The 21,076-nt window shown below is 58.0% G+C and carries 19 protein-coding genes and 2 tRNA genes; 14 read left to right on the top strand and 7 right to left on the bottom strand.

Features of this window, described 5'->3' with window-relative positions; genetic code table 11:
* The first annotated feature begins 67 nt into the window (after nt 1-67).
* From dnaN to ABD112_RS04015, 9 genes are all read left to right on the top strand, one after another.
* A complete protein-coding gene (gene dnaN / locus ABD112_RS04055) occupies nt 68-1,213 on the top strand; it encodes a DNA polymerase III subunit beta (protein WP_343923388.1) in 1,146 nt (381 codons plus the stop codon).
* A gap of 3 nt (nt 1,214-1,216) precedes the next feature.
* Complete coding sequence (gene gnd / locus ABD112_RS04050) at nt 1,217-2,113, top strand: phosphogluconate dehydrogenase (NAD(+)-dependent, decarboxylating) (RefSeq protein ID WP_343923386.1); 897 nt, start codon at nt 1,217-1,219, stop codon at nt 2,111-2,113.
* Between the two features lie 12 nt (nt 2,114-2,125).
* The gene (gene recF, locus ABD112_RS04045) at nt 2,126-3,289 is read left to right on the top strand and encodes a DNA replication/repair protein RecF (protein WP_343923384.1); all 1,164 of its coding nucleotides are present in this window, start codon (nt 2,126-2,128) and stop codon (nt 3,287-3,289) included.
* Nucleotides 3,282-3,782 carry a DciA family protein gene (locus tag ABD112_RS04040; RefSeq protein ID WP_343923383.1) on the top strand — a complete coding sequence of 167 codons (501 nt, stop codon included), beginning with the start codon at nt 3,282-3,284 and terminating at the stop codon, nt 3,780-3,782. Before recF ends, ABD112_RS04040 begins: the two co-directional genes overlap by 8 nt.
* 165 nt (nt 3,783-3,947) lie before the next feature.
* Nucleotides 3,948-5,942: a DNA topoisomerase (ATP-hydrolyzing) subunit B gene (gyrB, locus tag ABD112_RS04035; protein ID WP_343923382.1), complete on the top strand. Its 1,995-nt coding sequence runs from the start codon at nt 3,948-3,950 to the stop codon at nt 5,940-5,942.
* A gap of 59 nt (nt 5,943-6,001) precedes the next feature.
* The gene (gene gyrA, locus ABD112_RS04030; RefSeq protein ID WP_343923380.1) at nt 6,002-8,578 is read left to right on the top strand and encodes a DNA gyrase subunit A; all 2,577 of its coding nucleotides are present in this window, start codon (nt 6,002-6,004) and stop codon (nt 8,576-8,578) included.
* Nucleotides 8,571-8,978 (top strand): DUF3566 domain-containing protein, encoded by a 408-nt coding sequence (locus tag ABD112_RS04025; RefSeq protein ID WP_343923379.1) that lies wholly within the window; start codon nt 8,571-8,573, stop codon nt 8,976-8,978. Before gyrA ends, ABD112_RS04025 begins: the two co-directional genes overlap by 8 nt.
* A 48-nt stretch (nt 8,979-9,026) precedes the next feature.
* Nucleotides 9,027-9,100: transfer RNA gene (locus ABD112_RS04020), tRNA-Ile, on the top strand.
* Nucleotides 9,101-9,129: 29 nt separating this feature from the next.
* A tRNA-Ala gene (locus ABD112_RS04015) sits at nt 9,130-9,202 on the top strand.
* A gap of 260 nt (nt 9,203-9,462) precedes the next feature.
* Here ABD112_RS04015 and ABD112_RS04010 read toward each other — a convergent pair.
* Complete coding sequence (locus ABD112_RS04010; RefSeq protein WP_343923377.1) at nt 9,463-10,008, bottom strand: hypothetical protein; 546 nt, start codon at nt 10,006-10,008, stop codon at nt 9,463-9,465.
* A gap of 133 nt (nt 10,009-10,141) precedes the next feature.
* Between ABD112_RS04010 and ABD112_RS04005 the strand changes: the two genes are divergently transcribed.
* Nucleotides 10,142-10,681, top strand: a complete 540-nt coding sequence (locus ABD112_RS04005) for a peptidylprolyl isomerase (RefSeq protein WP_343923375.1) — start codon at nt 10,142-10,144, stop codon at nt 10,679-10,681.
* 125 nt (nt 10,682-10,806) lie between these two features.
* Nucleotides 10,807-11,520, top strand: a complete 714-nt coding sequence (locus ABD112_RS04000) for a rhomboid family intramembrane serine protease (protein ID WP_343923373.1) — start codon at nt 10,807-10,809, stop codon at nt 11,518-11,520.
* Nucleotides 11,521-11,582: 62 nt separating this feature from the next.
* Here ABD112_RS04000 and ABD112_RS03995 read toward each other — a convergent pair whose 3' ends face one another.
* Nucleotides 11,583-11,822: a cell division protein CrgA gene (locus ABD112_RS03995; RefSeq protein ID WP_343923817.1), complete on the bottom strand. Its 240-nt coding sequence runs from the start codon at nt 11,820-11,822 to the stop codon at nt 11,583-11,585.
* 72 nt (nt 11,823-11,894) lie between these two features.
* Here ABD112_RS03995 and ABD112_RS03990 point away from each other — a divergent pair, with 72 nt between their 5' ends.
* The 3 genes from ABD112_RS03990 to ABD112_RS03980 are packed head-to-tail and all read left to right on the top strand — an operon-like array spanning nt 11,895 to nt 13,458.
* Entirely contained in the window at nt 11,895-12,668 is a 774-nt protein-coding gene (locus ABD112_RS03990; protein WP_343923371.1) for a class E sortase, read from the top strand.
* Nucleotides 12,668-12,826, top strand: coding sequence for a hypothetical protein (locus ABD112_RS03985; protein ID WP_343923369.1), 159 nt, complete (start codon nt 12,668-12,670; stop codon nt 12,824-12,826). The genes ABD112_RS03990 and ABD112_RS03985 overlap by 1 nt, the downstream gene beginning before the upstream one ends.
* A complete protein-coding gene (locus ABD112_RS03980; RefSeq protein WP_343923367.1) occupies nt 12,823-13,458 on the top strand; it encodes an anthranilate synthase component II in 636 nt (211 codons plus the stop codon). Before ABD112_RS03985 ends, ABD112_RS03980 begins: the two co-directional genes overlap by 4 nt.
* Before the next feature lie 25 nt (nt 13,459-13,483).
* Here ABD112_RS03980 and pknB read toward each other — a convergent pair whose 3' ends face one another.
* The 5 genes from pknB to ABD112_RS03955 all read right to left on the bottom strand — a co-directional run bounded on the left by pknB (nt 13,484) and on the right by ABD112_RS03955 (nt 21,073).
* Nucleotides 13,484-15,208, bottom strand: a complete 1,725-nt coding sequence (pknB, locus tag ABD112_RS03975) for a Stk1 family PASTA domain-containing Ser/Thr kinase (RefSeq protein WP_343923365.1) — start codon at nt 15,206-15,208, stop codon at nt 13,484-13,486.
* Nucleotides 15,209-15,278: 70 nt separating this feature from the next.
* A complete protein-coding gene (locus ABD112_RS03970) occupies nt 15,279-16,952 on the bottom strand; it encodes a protein kinase domain-containing protein (RefSeq protein ID WP_343923363.1) in 1,674 nt (557 codons plus the stop codon).
* Nucleotides 16,949-18,403 carry a peptidoglycan D,D-transpeptidase FtsI family protein gene (locus ABD112_RS03965; RefSeq protein ID WP_343923361.1) on the bottom strand — a complete coding sequence of 485 codons (1,455 nt, stop codon included), beginning with the start codon at nt 18,401-18,403 and terminating at the stop codon, nt 16,949-16,951. Before ABD112_RS03965 ends, ABD112_RS03970 begins: the two co-directional genes overlap by 4 nt.
* Entirely contained in the window at nt 18,400-19,845 is a 1,446-nt protein-coding gene (locus tag ABD112_RS03960; protein WP_343923360.1) for an FtsW/RodA/SpoVE family cell cycle protein, read from the bottom strand. Before ABD112_RS03960 ends, ABD112_RS03965 begins: the two co-directional genes overlap by 4 nt.
* Complete coding sequence (locus tag ABD112_RS03955) at nt 19,829-21,073, bottom strand: Stp1/IreP family PP2C-type Ser/Thr phosphatase (protein ID WP_343923358.1); 1,245 nt, start codon at nt 21,071-21,073, stop codon at nt 19,829-19,831. Before ABD112_RS03955 ends, ABD112_RS03960 begins: the two co-directional genes overlap by 17 nt.
* Between the last annotated feature and the right edge of the window lie 3 nt (nt 21,074-21,076).

Below are 21,076 nucleotides of genomic sequence, written 5' to 3'. Positions count from 1 at the left end.
GTCGTTCGCAAGTGGATCTGCTGTGCCAGTATTAACGGCCAGAGCTTGATCCGGTTAGGGGTAGTTCATGAAGTTTCAGGTCAATCGTGATGTCTTCAGCGAGGCGGTTTCGTTTGCAGTCAAGCTGCTGCCGCAGCGTACGACGCTGCCCATTTTGAGTGGTGTTTTAATTGAGGCCACCGATGATGGTCTGACGTTGTCGTCATTTGACTACGAAGTTTCCGCTCGAACTCAAATCACCGCTGACGTCGATGAGCCTGGTCGTGTGTTGGTTTCCGGCAAGCTCCTTGCAGAGATTGCAAGCCGACTCCCCAATGCCCCCGTGCGTTTTAGCACTGAAGACAACAAAATCACCGTTGCCTGTGGCACCGGCCATTTTACATTGTCGAGCATGCCGGTTGAAGAGTATCCGACTCTTCCTCAGATATCTGACCGTGTCGGAACCCTCAAAGCGGATCTCTTTTCGGCAGCCATTGCCCAAGTTGCTGTTGCTGCATCACGAGACGATGTCACCCCGGTCATCACCGGAGTGCAGCTCGAAGTTTCACAAAACAATATTTCGCTCGTCGCCACCGACCGTTACCGTGTCGCCGTCCGCGACATCGAATGGGATGCCGGCGAATCCGGTGTTGAGTCGGCTACTGCACTTGTTCCCGCCAAGACTCTCGTTGAGGTTGGAAAGACATTCGGCAATAGTGGCGAGATTTCCGTTGCCATCACGAGCACTGATGAGCGCGAGCTAATTGCGTTCCAAGCGGACAAGAAAACTGTGACCTCGTTGCTCATCAAGGGCAACTTCCCACCGGTTCGCCGACTCTTTCCCGAGACTGTGGATAACTTTGCCGTGATGAACACGGCAGAGCTCATCGAAGCAGTTCGACGAGTGTCCCTGGTGCTCGAGCGTGAAGCAGCTCTGCGCTTTACGTTCACCACGGAAGGTGTGACCCTCGAGGCCATCGGATCTGAACAGGCCCAGGCATCCGAGACCATCGATGCGTTTTTGACCGGTGATGACACTGTCGTTTCTCTCAAGCCACAATTTTTGATCGACGGCCTCAGTTCTGTGCACTCCGAGTTCGTGCGTATTTCGTTCACCAAGACGGAGAACCCAAACAAGCCTGGCCCGGTTCTCATCACGAGCCAGTCGTCGAAGGACCAACCGGGCAGTGACAACTACAAGTACTTGCTGCAGCCCAACCTGTTGTTGAGGTAGTTCATGGTTGATACCACTCATGTAGGAATTATTGGCTTAGGCAAAATGGGCGGAAACATGCGCGAGCGCATGCGGACCAAAGGCCTGACCGTAACTGGATATGACCCCAACCCAGAGGTTACAGATGTCGCTAAGCTCTCTGACCTCGTGGATGCCCTGCCATCGCCCCGGATCATTTGGGTAATGGTTCCCTCCGGTGCTGTCACTGATTCTGTAATTACAGAAGTGGAAGCCTTGCTCGACGCCGGCGACCTAGTGATCGACGGTGGAAACACGCGGTTCACTGACGACGAACTTCACCGTGAACAGCTTGCTGCGCGCGACATCGCATTTGTCGATGTTGGAGTCTCTGGCGGAATTTGGGGCTTGGAGAACGGTTACGGGCTCATGGCTGGCGGAGAAGCATCCGATATTGAACGCGCAATGCCGATCTTTGATGCGCTTCGCCCCGAGGGACCACGCGACGAAGGATTCGTTCATGCTGGCCCCGTTGGTGCTGGGCATTACGTCAAGATGGTGCACAACGGAATCGAATATGCCCTCATGCAGGCGTGGGCTGAAGGATTCGAACTCCTCGACAGCCGCAAAGATCTTGTCAAAGACGTTCCCGGATCATTCAAGGCTTGGCAGCGCGGCACAGTTGTACGATCCTGGTTGCTCGAGTTATTCGTCAAGGCGCTCGAAGAAGATCCAGATTTTGCCGATATCGCCGGTTATGTTGAAGATTCAGGGGAGGGACGGTGGACTGTACACGAGGCGCTAAACCAAGCCGTCGCTGTGCCAACAATCAGTGCCGCAATCTTCGCCCGTTTTGTGTCACGCCAAGACGATTCGCCATCGATGAAGGCGGTCGCTGCTCTCCGTAACCAGTTCGGCGGGCATAGCGTCCGCAAGAGTTAAGCGTCTATCGCGATGCTTGTTACCCATGTTGAGCTCAAGGATTTTCGCAACTACGAGACTCTGGGGCTTGAGCTCAGAGCTGGCCCTACCCTGATCGTTGGCTCGAATGGTCAAGGAAAAACTAACCTCGTCGAAGCCTTAGGGTTTCTCAGCACTCTCGGATCACACCGGGTTTCGACTGATCACGCGATGGTTCGTCAGAACATGGATGCCGCGATCATCCGTGTTCGGCTCGAACACAACGAGCGAAAGTTCTTGGCCGAGGTGCAGATCAATCGCACCGGTGCCAACCGTGCACAGATCAACCGTTCGGCAATTCGCACTCGGGAACTTCCGCGCTACTTCTCGAGCGTTCTGTTTGCTCCCGAGGATCTCGCGCTTGTTCGCGGAGAGCCATCGGGGCGCCGTAGGTTCATCGATGATCTTCTTGTACTGCGCTCTCCCCGGTTCAGTGGTGTGATGTCTGACTACGAGCGTGTGGTCAAACAGCGAAATATGCTACTGAAATCGGCGCGAGCATCCGGAGTGCGCGATGCTCAGCTCAGTACTCTCGAGGTGTGGGATGAACGTCTCATCGAATTCGGTGCGGAGATCATTAGCGCCCGCAGTGCCCTTGTCGCAGACCTGAGCCCCGAAGTTTCTCAGTCCTATGAGCGGATCGTTGGTGCGGATCACGGTGCTTCACTGGCAAATTCACTCAGCATCATCTCGCGCCAGGATGATGCCGACAGTGCTGTAGCAACCAATGAGGTTGGTGAAGTAATTTCAGTCGCTGACGCGACATCCGCGTTCACGACCGCGCTCGAATCAGTACGGAAGACCGAACGTGACCGCGCCATAACGCTTGTCGGTCCTCACCGGGATGACCTCATCTTCGGGCTCAACGGTTTGCCGGCGCGCGGCTATGCGAGCCATGGCGAATCGTGGTCGTTTGCCCTTGCCCTAAAACTGGCGTCGGCCGAGCTTTTGCGTCGGGATTCTTCCGCAGGTGACCCGGTGTTGATTTTGGATGACGTATTCGCCGAACTAGATCAGTCCCGCCGCGAAAGGCTTGCAGCGTCAATTTCGGACTTCGAGCAGGTTCTGATCACAGCGGCAGTGTTTGGAGATGTTCCAGAGAGCCTTGCCGCGAACGTAATCCAGATTCGCGCCGGTGAGGTGGTCACCGATGAATGATCGTGACCCCGCCGTTGATGAGCACGTTGCTGTCTATTTACGGTTCCGTGAAGTTTTTGGAGATCCGACAAAGCGTTCGTACATGGCGCGTAAACGCGACCGAAAGGAGCCGGGAACGAGTGTTCCTTTCGCTCCTGGTCGCGACCCGCACGGACTCGGCGATGTAATGGATAGCCTCACAAACAACATGGGCTGGAGTTCACCACTGGCTCGCTCTGAGCTGATGTTAGGATGGCCGAAAATTGTGGGGGAAGAGACTGCGGAGCACTCGGAACCGGTCGGAATTGACGAGGGTGTACTCACCGTGCGTTGTGATTCGACGGCGTGGGCTACGCAACTGAGGTTGATGCGGTCGCGCATCTCGACCACGATCGCGCAGCAGTACCCAGAAGCAGGGGTCGACTCGGTGCGCTTTGAGGGCCCGAACGCCCCTTCGTGGAAAAGAGGCCCCAGATCAATTCCAGGCCGGGGCCCGCGCGATACTTACGGTTAGCAAGGCAAATTAGGTCACGCCACTAAAGAAACTCCCGCAGAACGCAATTTGGCCGCCGCCAGCTCGCGGAATTTGGTAGAATGTCGAGAGCCGTCAGACGCACCTCCTTCTGGAGTACCAGCTCTGAATGGTGAGTGTGAACTAGCGGCAGGAGCCTAACTTCAGATGACATCGACGCCCGAAAACGACGTGCCCGAGAATTCGATAATTTCAACCGGTCATGTTGCCGCTGATAGTTATGGCGCCGATCAAATCCAGATCCTTGAGGGTCTCGAAGCGGTTCGCAAACGCCCCGGTATGTACATCGGTTCCACCGGCCCGCGCGGTTTGCACCACCTCGTGTATGAGGTCGTCGACAACTCCGTTGATGAGGCGTTGGCAGGATACTGCGACACCATCAATGTGTGGATTCGCAAAGACGGTTCCATTCGGGTGCGCGACAACGGTCGAGGCATCCCCGTTGATCTCAACCAGCAGGAGCAGAAGTCCACTGTTGAGGTCGTTATGACCATGCTGCACGCCGGCGGAAAGTTCGGCGGCAGCGGTTATGCCGTTTCCGGTGGTCTTCACGGCGTCGGTATTTCGGTTGTTAATGCGCTGTCGGCCGAGATCGACACTGAGGTTCGCCGACAGGGCCACGTCTGGCGAATGAGTTTCGCCAACGGTGTTCCCACGAGCCCACTAGCCCAGGGCGAGAGCACCGACGAGACGGGAACCCAGCAAACCTTCTGGCCAAGCAAAGAGACTTTTGAGACCGTTGAGTTTGATTTTGAAACTCTGCGTGCGCGCTTTCAGCAGATGGCCTTCCTTAACAAGGGATTGCGCATCACCATCACCGACGAGCGTGGTGAAGAAGAAGTCAGCGAAAGCTACATGTATGAGCGCGGCCTGGTCGACTACGTCGAGTACCTCAATAAGACCAAGAAGAACGAGCTCATCCATCCCGACGTTATTGCGTTTGAGTCAGAAGACAAAGAGAAGCGCATCTCGCTCGAGGTCGCAATGCAGTGGACCGCTGGCTACACCGAGAGTGTTCACACCTATGCAAACACGATCAACACCCACGAGGGTGGAACCCACGAAGAAGGTTTCCGTGCGGCACTGACCACACTGGTCAATCGCTATGCACGTGAGAAGAACATCATCAAGGAGAAAGACGAAAACCTCTCCGGTGATGACGTTCGTGAAGGTTTGACCGCTGTCATTTCAATCAAGCTTGGCGAACCACAGTTTGAGGGCCAGACCAAGACCAAGCTGGGTAACACTGAAGCGAAGGCGTTCGTTCAGCGCGTTGCTGGGCAGCAGCTGGGGGACTGGTTTGACCGAAACCCCACTCAGGCGCGCGATGTCATCCGCAAGGCTATTCAGGCATCCCAAGCACGGCTCGCTGCTCGAAAGGCTCGCGAACAAACTCGCCGTAAGGGTCTCCTTGAGTCGAGCGGAATGCCCGGAAAGCTTCGCGATTGCTCGAGCAAGGACCCGTCGCTCTGTGAGATCTTCATGGTTGAGGGTGACTCGGCCGGTGGTTCGGCCGTTCAGGGTCGCAACCCCGAGTTCCAGGCGATCCTTCCGCTGCGAGGCAAGATCCTCAACGTAGAAAAGGCGCGCCTCGATCGTGCGCTCGGAAACGCCGAAGTTCAGGCCATGATCACGGCGTTCGGTGCCGGTGTTGGCGAAGACTTCGACCCCGAAAAGGCTCGGTACCACAAGATCGTTTTGATGGCCGATGCTGATGTCGACGGCCAGCACATCACGACGCTGCTGTTGACCCTGCTATTTCGTTACATGCGCCCACTCATCGATTTGGGCTACGTCTACCTTGCGCAGCCGCCGCTGTACCGCCTCAAGTGGAGCAACGCACAACACGAATACGTGTACAGCGATTCTGAGCGTGACGCACTCACAGAGATGGGCCTCTCAGCCGGCAAGCGCATGCCCAAAGACAACGGCATCCAGCGTTACAAGGGTCTCGGTGAAATGGACTACAAGGAACTGTGGGAAACCACGATGGACCCAGCCACCCGCACCCTGCTTCAGGTCACTTTGGATGACGCGGCCGCCGCCGATGAAATCTTCTCGACCCTCATGGGCGAAGACGTTGAGTCTCGCCGAAACTTTATCCAGCGCAACGCCAAAGACGTCCGCTTCTTAGACATCTAGCTCGAGCAGAGCACTCGGCGCCCGCATTCGCGACTGACACAGACTGGAACTGAAACTCAATGGCTGACGAAGAAACTCCGAAGAAGACATTCGAAGACGCGCCCCTTGATACGCGTCACGACAAGATCAATCAGGTTGATCTCCAATTGGAGATGCAGCGCTCGTACCTCGACTATGCGATGAGCGTCATCGTGGGCCGTGCGCTTCCTGAAGTGCGGGATGGTTTGAAGCCCGTGCACCGTCGCGTTATCTACGCGATGTATGACGGCGGCTACCGTCCAGACAAGGGATTTTCCAAGTGCACCCGTGTCATCGGTGATGTCATGGGCCAGTTCCACCCGCACGGCGACTCGTCTGTCTATGACGCCCTTGTGCGTTTGGTTCAGCCGTGGAGCCTTCGCTACCCGCTGGCTCTTGGCCAGGGCAACTTCGGTTCGCCCGGCAACGACGGCGCTGCTGCCCACCGTTATACCGAAACCAAGATGGCGCCTTTGGCCATGGAGATGGTTCGGGACATTGAAGAAGACACTGTCGACTTCCAAGACAACTACGACGGCCGCACCCAAGAGCCGACAGTTCTGCCCAGCCGCTTCCCGAACCTGCTCGTCAATGGTTCCGTGGGCATCGCGGTTGGTATGGCCACGAACATCCCGCCGCACAACCTCCGCGAGGTTGGCGAGGGTGCACTCTGGCACTTGGCTCACCCAGAGGCCACTAAAGAGGAACTCATTGAAGCGTTGATTCAGCGCATCAAGGGCCCCGACTTTCCGACCGGTGCACAGATCTTGGGCATCAAGGGGATTCAGGATGCGTACCGCACGGGCCGTGGTTCGGTCACGATGCGTGCCGTAGTGAATGTTGAAGAGTTGCAGGGTCGCACCTGCCTCGTCGTCACCGAACTGCCGTATCAGGTGAACCCCGACAACTTGGCACTGAAGATCGCCGATCTGGTCAAGGATGGCAAGCTCGCCGGCATCGCCGACATCCGTGACGAGACCTCGGGTCGCACCGGTCAGCGCCTGGTTATCGTTCTCAAGCGCGATGCTGTTGCCAAGGTTGTTCTCAATAACCTTTACAAGCACACGCAGCTGCAGGAAAACTTCGGCGCGAACATGCTCGCGATCGTTGACGGCATCCCGCGCACGCTGTCGGTTGACGGATTCATCACGGCCTGGGCAACTCACCAGATCGAAGTAATTGTTCGCCGCACCGCGTTCCGTCTGCGTAAGGCCGAAGAGCGCGCTCACATCTTGCGCGGTTACCTCAAGGCGCTCGACGCGCTCGACGATGTTATTGCCCTCATTCGTCGCTCGGCGACGGTGGAGGATGCCCGCGAAGGGCTCATCACGCTGCTTGAGATCGATGAGATTCAAGCACGCGCCATTCTCGATATGCAGTTGCGTCGACTTGCCGCCCTCGAGCGTCAGAAGATCATCGACGAGCACGACCAGCTTGAGCGCGAGATTGTTGAGTTCAAAGCGATCATCGCCAGCGAGCAGCGCCAACGAGACATCGTCAGTGAAGAACTCACCGATCTGCTTGCCAAGTACGGCGACGACCGTCGCACCGAGATCATGCTTGGTTTCGATGGCGACATGAGCATGGAAGACCTCATCCCTGAAGAGGAGATGGTGGTCACGGTTACGCGCGGCGGATACGTCAAGCGCACCCGCAGCGACAACTACCGTAGCCAGCACCGCGGCGGCAAGGGAGTCAGGGGCGCCCAGCTGCGCGCGGATGACATTGTCGATCACTTGTTCGTCACGACGACCCACCACTGGTTGCTGTTCTTCACCAACACCGGCCGCGTGTACCGGGCGAAGACCTATGAACTGCAAGAGGGTGGGCGCGACGCGAAGGGCCAGCACGTTGCCAACTTCTTGGCACTGCAGCCGGGCGAAGAGATCGCACAGATCCTCGACATCCGGGACTACCAAACATCGACCTACCTCGTACTGGCAACGCACAAGGGTCTGGTCAAGAAGACCGCTCTGGCGGAGTACGACACCAACCGCAGTGGCGGAATCATTGCCGTAAACCTGCGCGAGGGCGACGAGCTCGTCTCGGCGATGCTCGTGGAGAGCAGCGACGATGTCTTGCTGGTATCTCGCAAGGGAATGTCGATTCGCTTCACGGCATCCGATGAGGCACTGCGCCCGATGGGTCGTTCAACCTCAGGCGTCATGGGCATGAGCTTCCGCGAGGATGACCGCCTGCTGAGTGCGAGTGTTGTTCCCGATAGTGGCTACGTGTTTGTGGTCACTGAGGGCGGCTTCGCCAAGCGCACCTCTGCCGATCAGTACCGTGTTCAGGGCCGCGGCGGCCTGGGCATCAAGGTCGCCAAATTGGATGGCGCACGCGGGGATCTCGCGGGCGCTTTGATGGTCGGCGATGAGGATGAAGTTCTTGTGGTTCTTGCCAGTGGCAAGGTGGTACGCTCTTCTGTCGCTGAGGTTCCAGCCAAGGGCCGGGACACTATGGGTGTTGTCTTCGCTCGCTTTGCAGCCGAAGACAAGATCATAGCGATCGCACGAAACAGCGAACGAAATCTAGAAAAGAAAGAACTTGCAGCTCAAGACGATAGCGTTCTGAGTGAAGATGCCCCTGCTGGGAAGGACGAGTCGGTAGATGAGTAGTGTCGCAGAGAAGTTGCAGCGCAAGTCGCAACGTCAAACATCGGTAAAACAGGTTCGACTGAAGCTGGTCTACATCGACTTCTGGTCGGCTGTTAAGTTCTCGTTCCTAGTTGCGGTATCGCTCGGAATTGTTCTGGTCGTCGCGTCGATGTTGGTGTGGATTGTGTTGAACTCCACCGGGATCTTCGGAAAGCTAGACGAGATCTTCCGGGACATCCTCAGTGATGAGACCTTCAGCGTTGCGACCAGTTTCTCACTGACGCAGGTTGCTGGATTCTCGTTTGTGGTCGCGCTTCTCAACGTTCTGGTTGGTACAGCGCTGGGTGCGATTGCGAGTATGCTTTATAACTTCAGCGTGCGACTGACCGGTGGAATCCTCGTGGGTTTCACTAACAACTAGTCGATTACGTCAAACGGTCAGAATGCGATACTCTCGTATCTGCCCAACGGGGGTATAGCTCAGGCGGTTAGAGCGCTTCGCTGATAACGAAGAGGTCCGTGGTTCAAGTCCACGTACCCCCACTGGAACCTTCACAAGAGATTCCTCAACTGGGGCCTTAGCTCAATTGGTAGAGCGCCTGCTTTGCAAGCAGGAGGTCAGGGGTTCGATTCCCCTAGGCTCCACAGTACAAAACGCCCCACAGCGTGTAGGGAGTCAAAAACCCCGGCCAGTTATCTGGTCGGGGTTTTTGCGTGTGCAGCGAGCTAGTTTCACGAGGCGGATGCTCGACGACTCGGCGGCCCGGGTCGCTCAGCACAGTTGCCCCATGTGCACAAAGTTCTGGCCCGGTTCGAGAAGAACCGGGCCAGAACTTGTTGAGAGGTTTGGGCTACACGCCGGGCGGTAGCCGGCATCGGCAGGCTATGCCGAAGTGAAGCGAGGGCTAGGCAGCTTCTGCTTCGTCGTCGATCCATAGGTCGTCGTCTGCGCGCAGGGTCTGCCATGCGGCGTAGGCAACACCGACAGCAGCAACAACACCGATGCCAATGAGCACGTAGCGACCGAATCCGGCTGACTTGGGCTGAGGCTTAACGAGGCCGGTCTTTTCACCGGTGGTCGCGGCGAGGCCGGAAACGCGAGCAAAAGCATCTCGAACCTGCTGGTTCTTGGCAATTTCGAGCGCGGCAAGCGCTGTGCCGAGCGCTGACGTGACGGCGGGCAGAACATCGCCCTTGATCTTGCTCTTGGTGCTTTCAGCCGCTGAGCGGGCACCAGCGATCGATGACGACACTGCGGGCTTCACTCGAGAGTCGAGAGTGTTGTGAATTTTGGGGCTGACCTCTTCACGGGCGTAGTTGGCTGCCTGGTGGCTCGCCTCACGTACGACCGCAGAAGCGTGCTCAAGCAGCTCCCGCTGGTCAGTCCACAGGTCTTCGGCTTGACCCTTTAAGCGTTTGAGTTCTTTCCGGCGTTTGCGAGTTAGTGCCACGGGAAACCTCCAAAGATGGTCGAACAGTTGTTCCATACTGCCACGCCGGGTTCAGAGTGCGCACTGCTTTGCCTGTGAGCACCCTGAGTAACCCGGATCGTAGGTACAGGTTGGCTATGTAAGAATTGACCTTATGTCTGAACACACCGCAGTTGCCACTATCAAGACAAACCTCGGAGAAATCCGTCTCAACCTTTTCGGCAACCACGCGCCGAAGACCGTTGCTAACTTCGTTGGTCTCGCCAAGGGCGAGATCGAATGGACCCACCCCGCTACCGGTCAGAAAACCACAGCGCCTCTCTACGACGGTGTGATCTTCCACCGCATCATCAAGCAGTTCATGCTTCAGGGTGGAGACCCGCTCGGTAAGGGAATCGGCGGCCCCGGCTACAACTTCGACGACGAGATTCACCCCGAGCTCAACTTCTCAGCCCCCTACATTCTTGCCATGGCAAACGCTGGCACGCGTGGAGGAAAGGGAACCAATGGTTCACAGTTCTTCATCACGACCGTTGCGACCCCATGGTTGCAGGGCAAGCACACGATCTTCGGCGCCGTAGTCGATGACGAATCCAAGAAGGTTGTCGACGCGATTGAAGCTGTCGATACCGATGGTGGCGACAAGCCGCTTACCGACGTCGTTATTGAGAGCATTACGATCGACGAGGTCTAACCTTCGTGACCTCATCGGCGGATGCCAGCGGCAACAATTGCTATCGGCATCCCGACCGGCAGAGTTTCACTCTTTGCCAACGATGCGGGCGCACCGTATGCCCCAGCTGCCAAACACAGGCAGCTGTGGGCGTACATTGCCCCGAGTGCATCAAAGAGGCTCGCGCTAACGGGCCCAAACGCAAGCCAATTCTTGTGCGGGCGGCCCGTGCTTCCACAGGCAAACCTGTCGTCACCTATACATTAATCGCGATCACGGTTGCCGTCTTTCTGTTGCAGATCATCCCTGGCAGCCCGGTGACCTTCGCGCTCATCTACTTTCCGGTGCTCACAGAGTATGAGCCGTGGCGCATGATTTCTTCGGCTTTTCTTCACTCCACGAGCTCGATCTTTCACATCGGGTTCAACATGTTCACGCTATTCATCTTCGGCAGGGCTCTGGAGATTCCACTCGGTCGCGCACGCTTCCTCGCACTGTATCTAATTAGCGCGCTAGGCGGCTCGGTGGCAGTGCTACTCATGGCCGAGCCGCGGTCAGCCGTGCTCGGAGCATCCGGTGCCATCTTCGGAATTGTCGCTGCGTTCTTTGTGATTCAGCGACGCATGGGGGTAAACAACCGAGTGCTACTGATCGTTCTCGTCATTAACCTGGTTGCCGGGTTCATCCCCGGGCTCAACATTTCTTGGCAAGCGCATGTGGGCGGTCTGGTTACGGGTGCGCTTCTCGCACTCATCTTCTTGCGCCAGCGCAATAAGACCTCGGCGATCCCTGAGCTCGCGCTGGTCGCGCTGACAGTCGTTGGCCTGATCGCCGTGACTCTCGTGCGGATCCTAGTCTGATAAGTGACTAAAAGTTATCCACAGGGTTATTAACACTGGGTATAACTACAGGCGTGTAGTTTCTAGCGCCAGCGAGTAGTCATCAGGAATCCTACGAAGAGGATGCCGAAGCCGACGAGAATGTTCCAGCTGCCGAGTGAGGCGATAGGCCATTGCTGGTTGCTGACGTAGAACACAATGATCCACGCGAGGCCGATCAGCATGAAGCCAAACATGACGGGTTTGAACCACACCGCGTTGGGTGCATCCTCAGCTGGACGCGACGGTGGGTTTTCTGCAGAGTTACGAGCCATATAAACGATTCTAGCCCGTGCGCGCTGAGTGCCGAGTGGCCGCGCGGAAACCGAGCAGCCTCTGCACGTAGAATTGTCGTTATGGTTCTCGAAGACGGTCGGCGAGTACGCCGCGGGGCAAAGCAGCGCCGCCCTGTCTCGGTCATCGGAATTCTCGGCGAGCTCTTCATTACTACCGGCCTCATCGTGCTGCTCTTTCTGGTCTGGCAGACCTGGGTGAACAACATTGTTATGAGCAACGCCCAGCGGGATGATGCTCAAGAACTGAGCCAAGAGTGGAACAAGGGCGAAGCGGTCAAACTTGCTCCTGACGAGCGCGCCGACCCCGGTGTTCCCGTTGTAGCCACAGCGCCGGCACAGGCAGTCGCATTCGGAACGCTTATTGTTCCCCGATTCGGTGCTAACTATTCACGCCCCATCGCCGAGAGCGTGAGCCTCCAGCGAGTGCTCAATACCCAAGGCGTTGGGCACTATGAGGGAACCCAAATGCCGGGAGAGATCGGCAACTTCGCGGTAGCCGCACATCGAACCGGCTACGGCGACCCCTTCTTTGACATCGACAAACTCCAGCTCAGCGACAGCCTCTATGTGGAGACTGAAGCTGGCTGGTATCGCTACGTGTTCCGTTCGCTCGAATACGTGCAGGCATCCGGTGTCGGAGTTCTCAACCCTGTTCCGCAGTTCGACGGGGCCGTCGCAAGCGATCGTCTCATGACACTGACAAGCTGCAACCCGATCCACACTGCCGACGAACGCATTATCGCCTACGCGGTCTACGACACTTGGTACCCGCGCTCCGAAGGCGCCCCAGCCGAAATCGCGGCAATCGCCCAAAACCTTGAAGGAGCTGGATAATGTACGCTGCCCTCTGGCGGGTGCTTCCCGGACCAGCGATCGTACGCATCCTGATTCTGCTGGTGGCGGTCGCGGCAATCGTGGCTGTGCTTTTCGTGTGGGTGTTCCCGTGGGTGCTGCCCCTCGTGACCCCGCTGGACGCGACGGTGCAACAGTGACCCGCATCCTCGTCGTCGACAACTACGACAGTTTTGTTTATACGCTCAACGGTTACTTGCTTGAGTTGGGCGCCACCACCGAGGTGCTCCGCAATGACGCATTCAGCGCGGATGACGCGGCCGCCGCAATTGCTGAGTACGATGCTGTGCTGCTCTCGCCCGGTCCGGGCACCCCGGCCGCCGCTGGTGTGAGCATCCCGATCGTGCACGCGGCTCTCGCCTCAGGTCAACCGCTCTTGGGAGTGTGCTTAGGTCACCAAGCGATCGCTGAAGCACTCGGTGCGACTGTCACGCACGCCGATGAGTTGATGCACGGCAAGACGTCGCAGATTGAGCACGACGATAGCCTCATCTTCCGTGACATGCCGCAGCCATTCACGGCCACCCGATATCACTCGCTGGCGATTGTGGATGGCACGGTTCCCGCTGAGCTTCAGATCACCGCGCGCACGCCCGGCGGAGTGATCATGGGCGTGCAACACGAAACGCAGCCAGTGTATGGCGTTCAATTTCACCCGGAGTCGGTGCTCACCGAAGGCGGCTACCTGATGCTCGGCAACTGGTTGTCGCGCGTGGGCATGCCTGACGCAGCAGCATTAGGCAAGACGCTGACGCCCCTCGTTCACAACTAGGAGCGGCTGGCGCGAGCGGCGCAAATTAGCCGGCGCAATACTGCAGCGTGATCGAAGAGTTTTGCGCTTGATCGCCGATGATCGACTGGTAGCTGACGGTGTTTCCCGAGCAACTGAAGTCGGCGGTTAGCTTGACGCTCAACTGAAGAGCCGTGAGCGTGGTGTTCGCTTCACCAATGTTTTTGCCGGTGACGGACGGAATCTGAACCAAACCGTTCGAGATCACGAGGTTCACAGTCTCACCCTCACGGATCACTGATCCGTCGGAGGTGCGCTCGGCATCCCCGCGCGGGTCAGAACTAATGACGGTGCCCTTCTTGAGGTTGGGTGAATACGTTTGCGAACTCGAGCCATAGACAAGTCCGGCAGACTCCAACAGCTTGATCGCCGTTGCCTCTTGCATGTTGCTGACATTCGGAACCGTCACTGTTGTGCGGCCCTGCGAGACAACAACTTCAACCTCAAACCCGAGCGGTACCGTTTGTCCTGGTCCCGGATCAGTGCGGATGATGACACCCTCATCGACGGTTTCACTGGTCTGGTTGATGCGCTTGGCATTGAGGTCGAGCTCTGTGAGCAGCGCTTCGCCCTCTTCATAGGTCATGCTGGCGACATCGGGCACATCGACGGCACTAGTGCCACTGAGCTGCGCCGGCGTCAGACTGAAAGCCCACACCACTACGGTGACAATGACAACGGTCATCAGGGCGATGCCGCCCCAAATCCACGCAACTGGTGGACGGTTCTGAGTGCGAGGGGTGCGGTCGTTCTCGTCGACAGCAAGCTGGCGGAAGGTCGCATCGCTGCCGGCAGTCGCGTTCGGGTTTACCCCAAACAGTGTTGCGTTGAAGTCTGTGGATGCCAACTGTTTGCGCTGCGGAACAGCACCGGCCGCCGCGGACTCAACCTCGGTGCGGAACTCGGCCGCGCTCTGGTAACGGTCGAAGCGATCCTTGGAGAGCGATCGCAGCACAACCGCATCGAGGGCGGGAGAAACTGCGGCGGTCGAGGTGCTCGGCGGAATCGCCTCGGAGTTGACGTGCTGGTACGCCACCGCGACCGGGTTTTCTCCGGTGAACGGGGGCTGCCCGGTGAGAAGTTCGAACAAAACGACGCCGGTGGAGTAAAGATCGGAGCGGGCATCCACACTTTCGCCGCGTGCTTGCTCTGGCGAGAAGTACTGAGCAGTGCCGACGATGGCACTGGATTCGGCGATCGTGGCGGCCGAGTCGGAAACGGCACGGGCGATGCCGAAATCCATGACCTTCACCTGGCCACCCGTGGTGACCATGATGTTGCCCGGCTTGATATCGCGATGCACCACGCCTGCGCGGTGCGAATACTCAAGCGCGGTGAGAACCTGCGAGACGATGCGCGCGGCTTCAGCGGGGACAAGAGCGCCCTCGGCGACGATGTCTTTCAGCAGACGACCGTCGACGTATTCCATGATGATGAACGGGATGAGCGTCTCATGCCCCGAAGGGTCGATGACTGACTCTTCACCCGCGTCAAAAATGCGCACAATTGTGGGGTGCGCCATCTTTGCTGCATCGTGAGCTTCACGCCGGAAACGGGTGCGGAACGCAGGATCGTTAGCGAGCGCGGGCTTGAGCAGCTTGATCGCTACTCGACGCCCGAGGCGTGAATCCATGCCCAAATGAACATCAGCCATACCGCCGTGGCCGAGCAACTCGCCAATTTGGTATCGTCCAGCGAGCTGGCGCACGCCCTGTGCAACGCCTTCGCTCACTAGTGACTCTCCTGTTTGTTGTCGCGGAAACTATCGCCTCAGTCTATCCGCTGCAAATAGTGATATTTGCTTACGGGGCAGTAACGGTCACAGTGACCGGTTCTGAACTCGGCGAATCCATATCCGTGCATTGGGCGGTGTAGGAGAAGGTGGTCTTTTCGCCCGAAGTCCCTGGGAGCTCGACATCGAATCCGCCACTGTTTGGATCCTGACTAGAGACGCCGGAATCCGGGCCACCCTGAATCAGGAAGCTGAAACCCGTCAGCGGATGACCAGCGGGGCAGCCCTTGTAAGTCGCCCACTTCACCGTGACAATATCGCCCGGCTCATAAGGACCCAGGGGGTCGAGTGTGTTCGCGCTTGGTTGGGTCGGCGTCGGCGTGACCGCTACCTTGTCGTAGAAGTGCACCGTGATGGTTTCGCCCTTTTTGACGTTTCCAACGGGTGTTGCCTGGTACGAGAGCCCAACCTGTTCTGAGGTTTCTGCAGCTTGGCCCACCTGCGCGTCGAGCTTGAGCTCCTTGTCAGCGAGAATCGACTCAACCGCGTCTCGCGTGCGACCGAGCAGCTCATCTTCGGTGAGCTCAACCCTTTCAGGAGTGGGGGTCGATGACGGCGTTGGTGAACTTGACGTCGGCGCATCAGAGGTAGAGGCAATCGGTGTCTGATCGCCGGTGGGAAGCAGAAGCGCGATGATCGCGCCGATCAGCACAACAGCAAGCAACGAAATGAGCGCGACGATAGGCCACGTCCACGGGTTGCGCTTCTTGGGCTCCTCGACAACTGCTGTCGTGGTGACCCCGGTAGCACCCGCGGTGTTGAGAACGCGGGTTGCCTGGGTGGAATTGCCGTAGTTGAGCCCAACGGTGGCGGCGTGAGAGTTGTCGCCCAAGATTCCGGGCACAGCTGCTGCTGCCGCCGCAACATCCCCGCGACGCAACGACTGCGCTGCCCGGGAAAGATGCGAGGCGGATGCCGGACGATCGCCGGGCGACTTAGCCAAGCAGGCATACACAAGGTTGCGTACCGGTTCGGAAACCGACATTGGCAACTCAGGCGGAGTCTCGTTGATCTGAGCCATTGCGATCGCAACTTGCGATTCGCCCGTGAAGGGGCGACGACCAGCAAGGGCCTCGTAGGCGACGATGCCGAGGGAGTAGATGTCTGTCGTCGGCGATGCTGGGTGGCCGCTGGCCTGCTCGGGAGACAGGTATTGCACTGTTCCCATGACCTGACCTGTTGCGGTGAGCGGCACCTGGTCGGCAATGCGTGCGATACCGAAGTCGGTGATCTTCACACGGCCTTCCGGCGTAATCAGCAGGTTTCCGGGCTTGATGTCACGGTGCACGAGGCCGGCGGCGTGAGCAGCCTGAAGCGCGGCCGCCGTCTGGGCCACCATGTCGAGCACACGGTCGGGGTCGAGCACACGTTCGCGTTCGATGATCGCACTGAGTGCTTCACCGGGAACGAGTTCCATGACGAGGTAGGCGCTGCCGTCTTCTTCGCCATAGTCAAAGACGTTGGCGATGCCCTCGTGGTTAACGAGCGCGGCGTGACGCGCTTCGGCACGGAAGCGCTCCAAGAACCCCGGGTCACCGAGGTATTCGTCCTTGAGGATTTTGATCGCAACCGTTCGGCCGATTACGAGGTCCGTGGCTTGCCACACCTCGCCCATGCCACCAATCGCTACGCGACTGGAAAGCTGGTATCTGCCCCCGAAAGTGAGCCCACTGGTCGGTCTCATCTGTTTAGCACCGCCTCTAGTACTTGACGCCCAATTGGTGCGGAGATGCCACTGGAGGTACCGGACTGTCCTAGCCCGCCACCATCTTGGACAACTACCGCAACTACAACTTCTGGATCATTTGCCGGCGCGAATCCAGTGAACCATAACGTGTACGGTTCCCCTTCTCCGTTCTGTGCTGTACCGGTCTTACCTGCGACCTCGACCCCGTCTATTCTGGCACTGCTCGCGGCACCGTTATTGACCCCATCCACCATCATTTGGGTGAGTGCGGCCGCGGTTTGCGGGCTGAGTGCCTGACCAAACAGAGTCGGCTCGAAGGACTGAATAGTTGTGAGATCGGATGCCATGATGCTCTCAACAAGATTGGGTTGCATCAGCGTTCCGCTGTTGGCGATGGCCATCGACACCATGGCCATTTGAAGCGGGGATGCACGAACGCTTGACTGTCCGAATGCCGAGAGCATTGTCTGCGGGCGGTCGAGTGCGCGAGGGTAAACACTCTCGGTCGATTCGAGAGGAACCGAAACGCTCTCGTTGAACCCGAACTTGTTGGCCTGGTCACGGATGGTTGTTGCGCCGAGTGCGTCACCCAACTGTGCAAATGGGATATTGCACGAAAGGCGGATAGCGGTAGCAATCGTTGCCGTGCTGCCGGAGCCGCACGTGCCCCTGTCGGCGTTGCTGATCTTGAACGTGGTCTCGGGCAACTGCAGTTCTGCAGGGTTCGGGAACGAGCTGTCGGCCGTGAACTCGCCGCTCTCTAGAGCGGCCGCAGCGACGACGAGCTTGAACGTTGAACCGGGAGGATCCAACGGGCCGGCAAGGGTGCGGTTGAAGAAGGGAGCGTCTGCATCGTTGAGGAGGCGGTTATAGGCCTCGATCACAGCAGTGGTGTTGTGTACGGCAAGCTCGTTGGGATCGAAGGTCGGTTTCGACACCATCGCAAGAATCTCGCCAGTCTTGGGCTTGATCGCGATTACCGCACCCTTCAAGTCGCCGAGAGCATCCCACGCTGCCTGCTGAACAACAGGGTCGATGGTGAGCTCAACTGCGGCACCGGTGGGGTTCTGGCCGGTGAGAATCGAGTTGACCTGATCGAAGAACTGATCGTTCGATGACCCACTCAAGTAGTCGTTGAGTGAACTCTCGAGCCCGGTGTTGCCTTGGTTGAGCGTGAGGTAACCGGTGATGGGTGCGTAAAGTTCGCCCTTGGGGTAGACCCGCAAGAACTTGAACTCGTCATCAACCGGCTTAGATAGCGCGATGGGTTCGCCATCGACGAGGATCGGACCACGCTCGGCCGAGTAGCTTGCGTAAAGAGTGCGCACATTGCGCCCATCCGCCTGCAGGCTGTCGGCGGTGACCACCTGAATCACGGAACTCGAGATAAACAAGCTCACGAACATGAGCAGCACAACGGTGCTCACACGCTTGAGTTCGCGGTTCATTGCCCCACCACCAATCGGTTTTCGATGGACGGTTCAATAACCAGTTGCGGTTGGTGTCGAACCGTGTCAGACAGCCGCAGCAACAGCGCCGCAATGATCCAGTTGGCAACAAGCGAAGAACCACCGGCGGCCAAGAAGGGTGTCGTGAGCCCGGTCAGCGGAATCACTCGCGTGACGCCACCGATGACGACGAAGACTTGCAGCGCGATCACAAAAGCGAGACCGACACCCAAGAGGCGGCCGAAATCATCTTGCCCGGCAAAGCCGATGCGGAATCCACGAGACACAAACAGAAGGTACAGCGCCAAAATTGCGAAGATGCCGATAAGGCCCAACTCTTCACCGAGCGCAGAGATGATGTAGTCGCTTTCGGCGAGAGGCGTGATCTGGGGGCTGCCTCGTCCGAGTCCGGTGCCAATGAGCCCGCCGTCTGCGAGCCCAAACAGGCCCTGAACCAACTGGTAGCTGCCACCATTCGCGTCGTAAACATCCGGATTGAAAGGATCGAGCCAGGCATCGATGCGACCGGAAATGTAGGTGAGGAAACGGCTGGCAACGAAGGCGCCGCCCAAGAACATGGCCATTCCGAGGAGGATCCAGCTCGAGCGGCCAGTGGCGACATAGATCATGACGAGGAACAGGCCGAAGTAGAGCAGGGCAGTACCCATATCGCGCTGGAAAATCAACACGAGCATGGATGCCACGAAGACCACGATTATGGGCCCAAGATCGCGGGCCCGGGGGAAGGTCATTCCTAATACTTTGCGCCCCACCATCGAGAGCGAGTCACGCGCCGACACCAGATAGCCGGCGAAGAAGATCGCCAGCGCGATCTTGGCGAGCTCGCCAGGCTGGAACGAGAAAGCACCAATCTGAACCCAGAGGCGGGCGCCAAAACGTGTGTCTCCGATGATGGGAGCGAGCGGCAACAACAGCAGCGCAATACCACTGAACATCGCGATGTAGCGGTAACGCTGCAGCACACGATGATTCTTGATGATGAGCAAAACCGCCATGGCAATGACGATGGCAATGGCTGTCCAGACGATCTGGCGGACGCCGCCGCTGCTCCAGCCGGTAAACCCATCAGCCAAATCAAGGCGATAAATCATGGCGATGCCGAGCCCATTGAGCACAGTGATGATCGGCAGAATGAGCGGATCGGCATCCCGAGCAGTAACCCTCAAGGTGATGTGCATCGCGAACACGAGCACGCCGAGCAGGCCCGAGAGGCCCAGCACGGTGAAACCGAGGTGCCCGATTGCGCCCAACTGAACGAGGGCAATCGACCCGAGGTTGATAGCAATCGCAATAATTATCAGCAGCAGCTCAAGATTTCGCAGCCGAGCAGGCACCCGCAGTTTGAGGCGGATGTTTTCGGTGATCGCTCGCGGGCCGGTCGAAGCCGAGGCGCGAACGTCTTGGTTAGGGGACTCGGGCATCAGACAACAATTTCACTATGCGGCGGGCATCGTCGAGGTCGCGCGCGTTGATTGTGTTTTCGACACTGGCTTGGCGATACAGGGGTAGATCCACGACGCGAATGTCGGTGATTTGGTAGACGTGCGACATGGAGATGGGGCCGATGTCTTGTTGCACACCCTGATAGATCGCAATCTGACCGTCGTCCGCACCCACGTAATACTGCAATTGCGTGTACTGGTAACCGCCGATGAGCCCGCCAGTAATTGCGGCGACAGTGATCGTGATGAACGCGATCCACGAGATGCGGCGGCGGCGAACTCGGCGACGATCTTCACGGATGATCGCCTGGTAGTACTCGTCAGACTCAGGCTCGAAGTGGCTATCGTCAGGCTGCGTTGCTTTCAGTGGGTGCAGCAGCAGGTTGGGAAGACGAACCGGCTTCTTGGGGATCGACGGCTCGAATGAAAGTGGAGATGCGGCCGAACCGACCATGATCGGTGGTGTGCGAGCAGAGGTCTCGTCCTCGCCGATATCGACAAGTACAACGGTGACATTGTCGGGGGCGCCCTGATCGAGGCTGGCCTGAACGAGACGTTCGGTAGCAGCATCCGCATCGGTGACGCGGCGCAAAGTTGCCGCAATCTTGTCTTCAGTGACAAAACTGCTCAAACCATCGGAACACAACAGCCAACGGTCGCCCGGCTTCGTGTCAAAAACGTCGGTATCGATTTCGGGAGACGCATCCACATCACCCAATACACGCATCAACACTGAGCGACGCGGATGCACGGCCGCCTCCTCTTGAGTGATGCGACCGCTCTCGACCAGACGTTGCACGAACGTGTGGTCGTGGGTAATCTGCGTCATCGTACCTTCGCGCAACAAATAGATGCGCGAATCTCCGATGTGGGCCATCGCCATCCTGTTGCCAACACGCACCATGCCACTGACGGTGGTGCCCATACCGGTGAGCTCATTGTGCTCAATAACCGTGTCAGACAGGATGTTGTTGGCCGCCAGCAGAGTGTCGTGCAGAATTTCGGCTGCTTCTTCTGCGCTCGCAAAAACCCGGTCGGCTTCAACAACATGCTTGATGGTGATCGCCGAAGCTACATCGCCCCCGGCGTGACCACCCATGCCGTCCGCAACAATAAAGAGGTGGGTGCCAGCGTAAGCGGAGTCCTGGTTATTTGCACGGACCCGACCCACATGGGATGCGGCAGCACTGTTGCCCGACGTGGCCATCCA

Origin of the sequence: Rhodoglobus aureus (assembly GCF_039527955.1) — a bacterium.
GTDB classification, from domain to species: Bacteria; Actinomycetota; Actinomycetes; order Actinomycetales; family Microbacteriaceae; genus Rhodoglobus; species Rhodoglobus aureus.
Note: the sequence above shows the minus strand (reverse complement) of the source record. Positions and strands in the feature narration are given on the sequence as shown.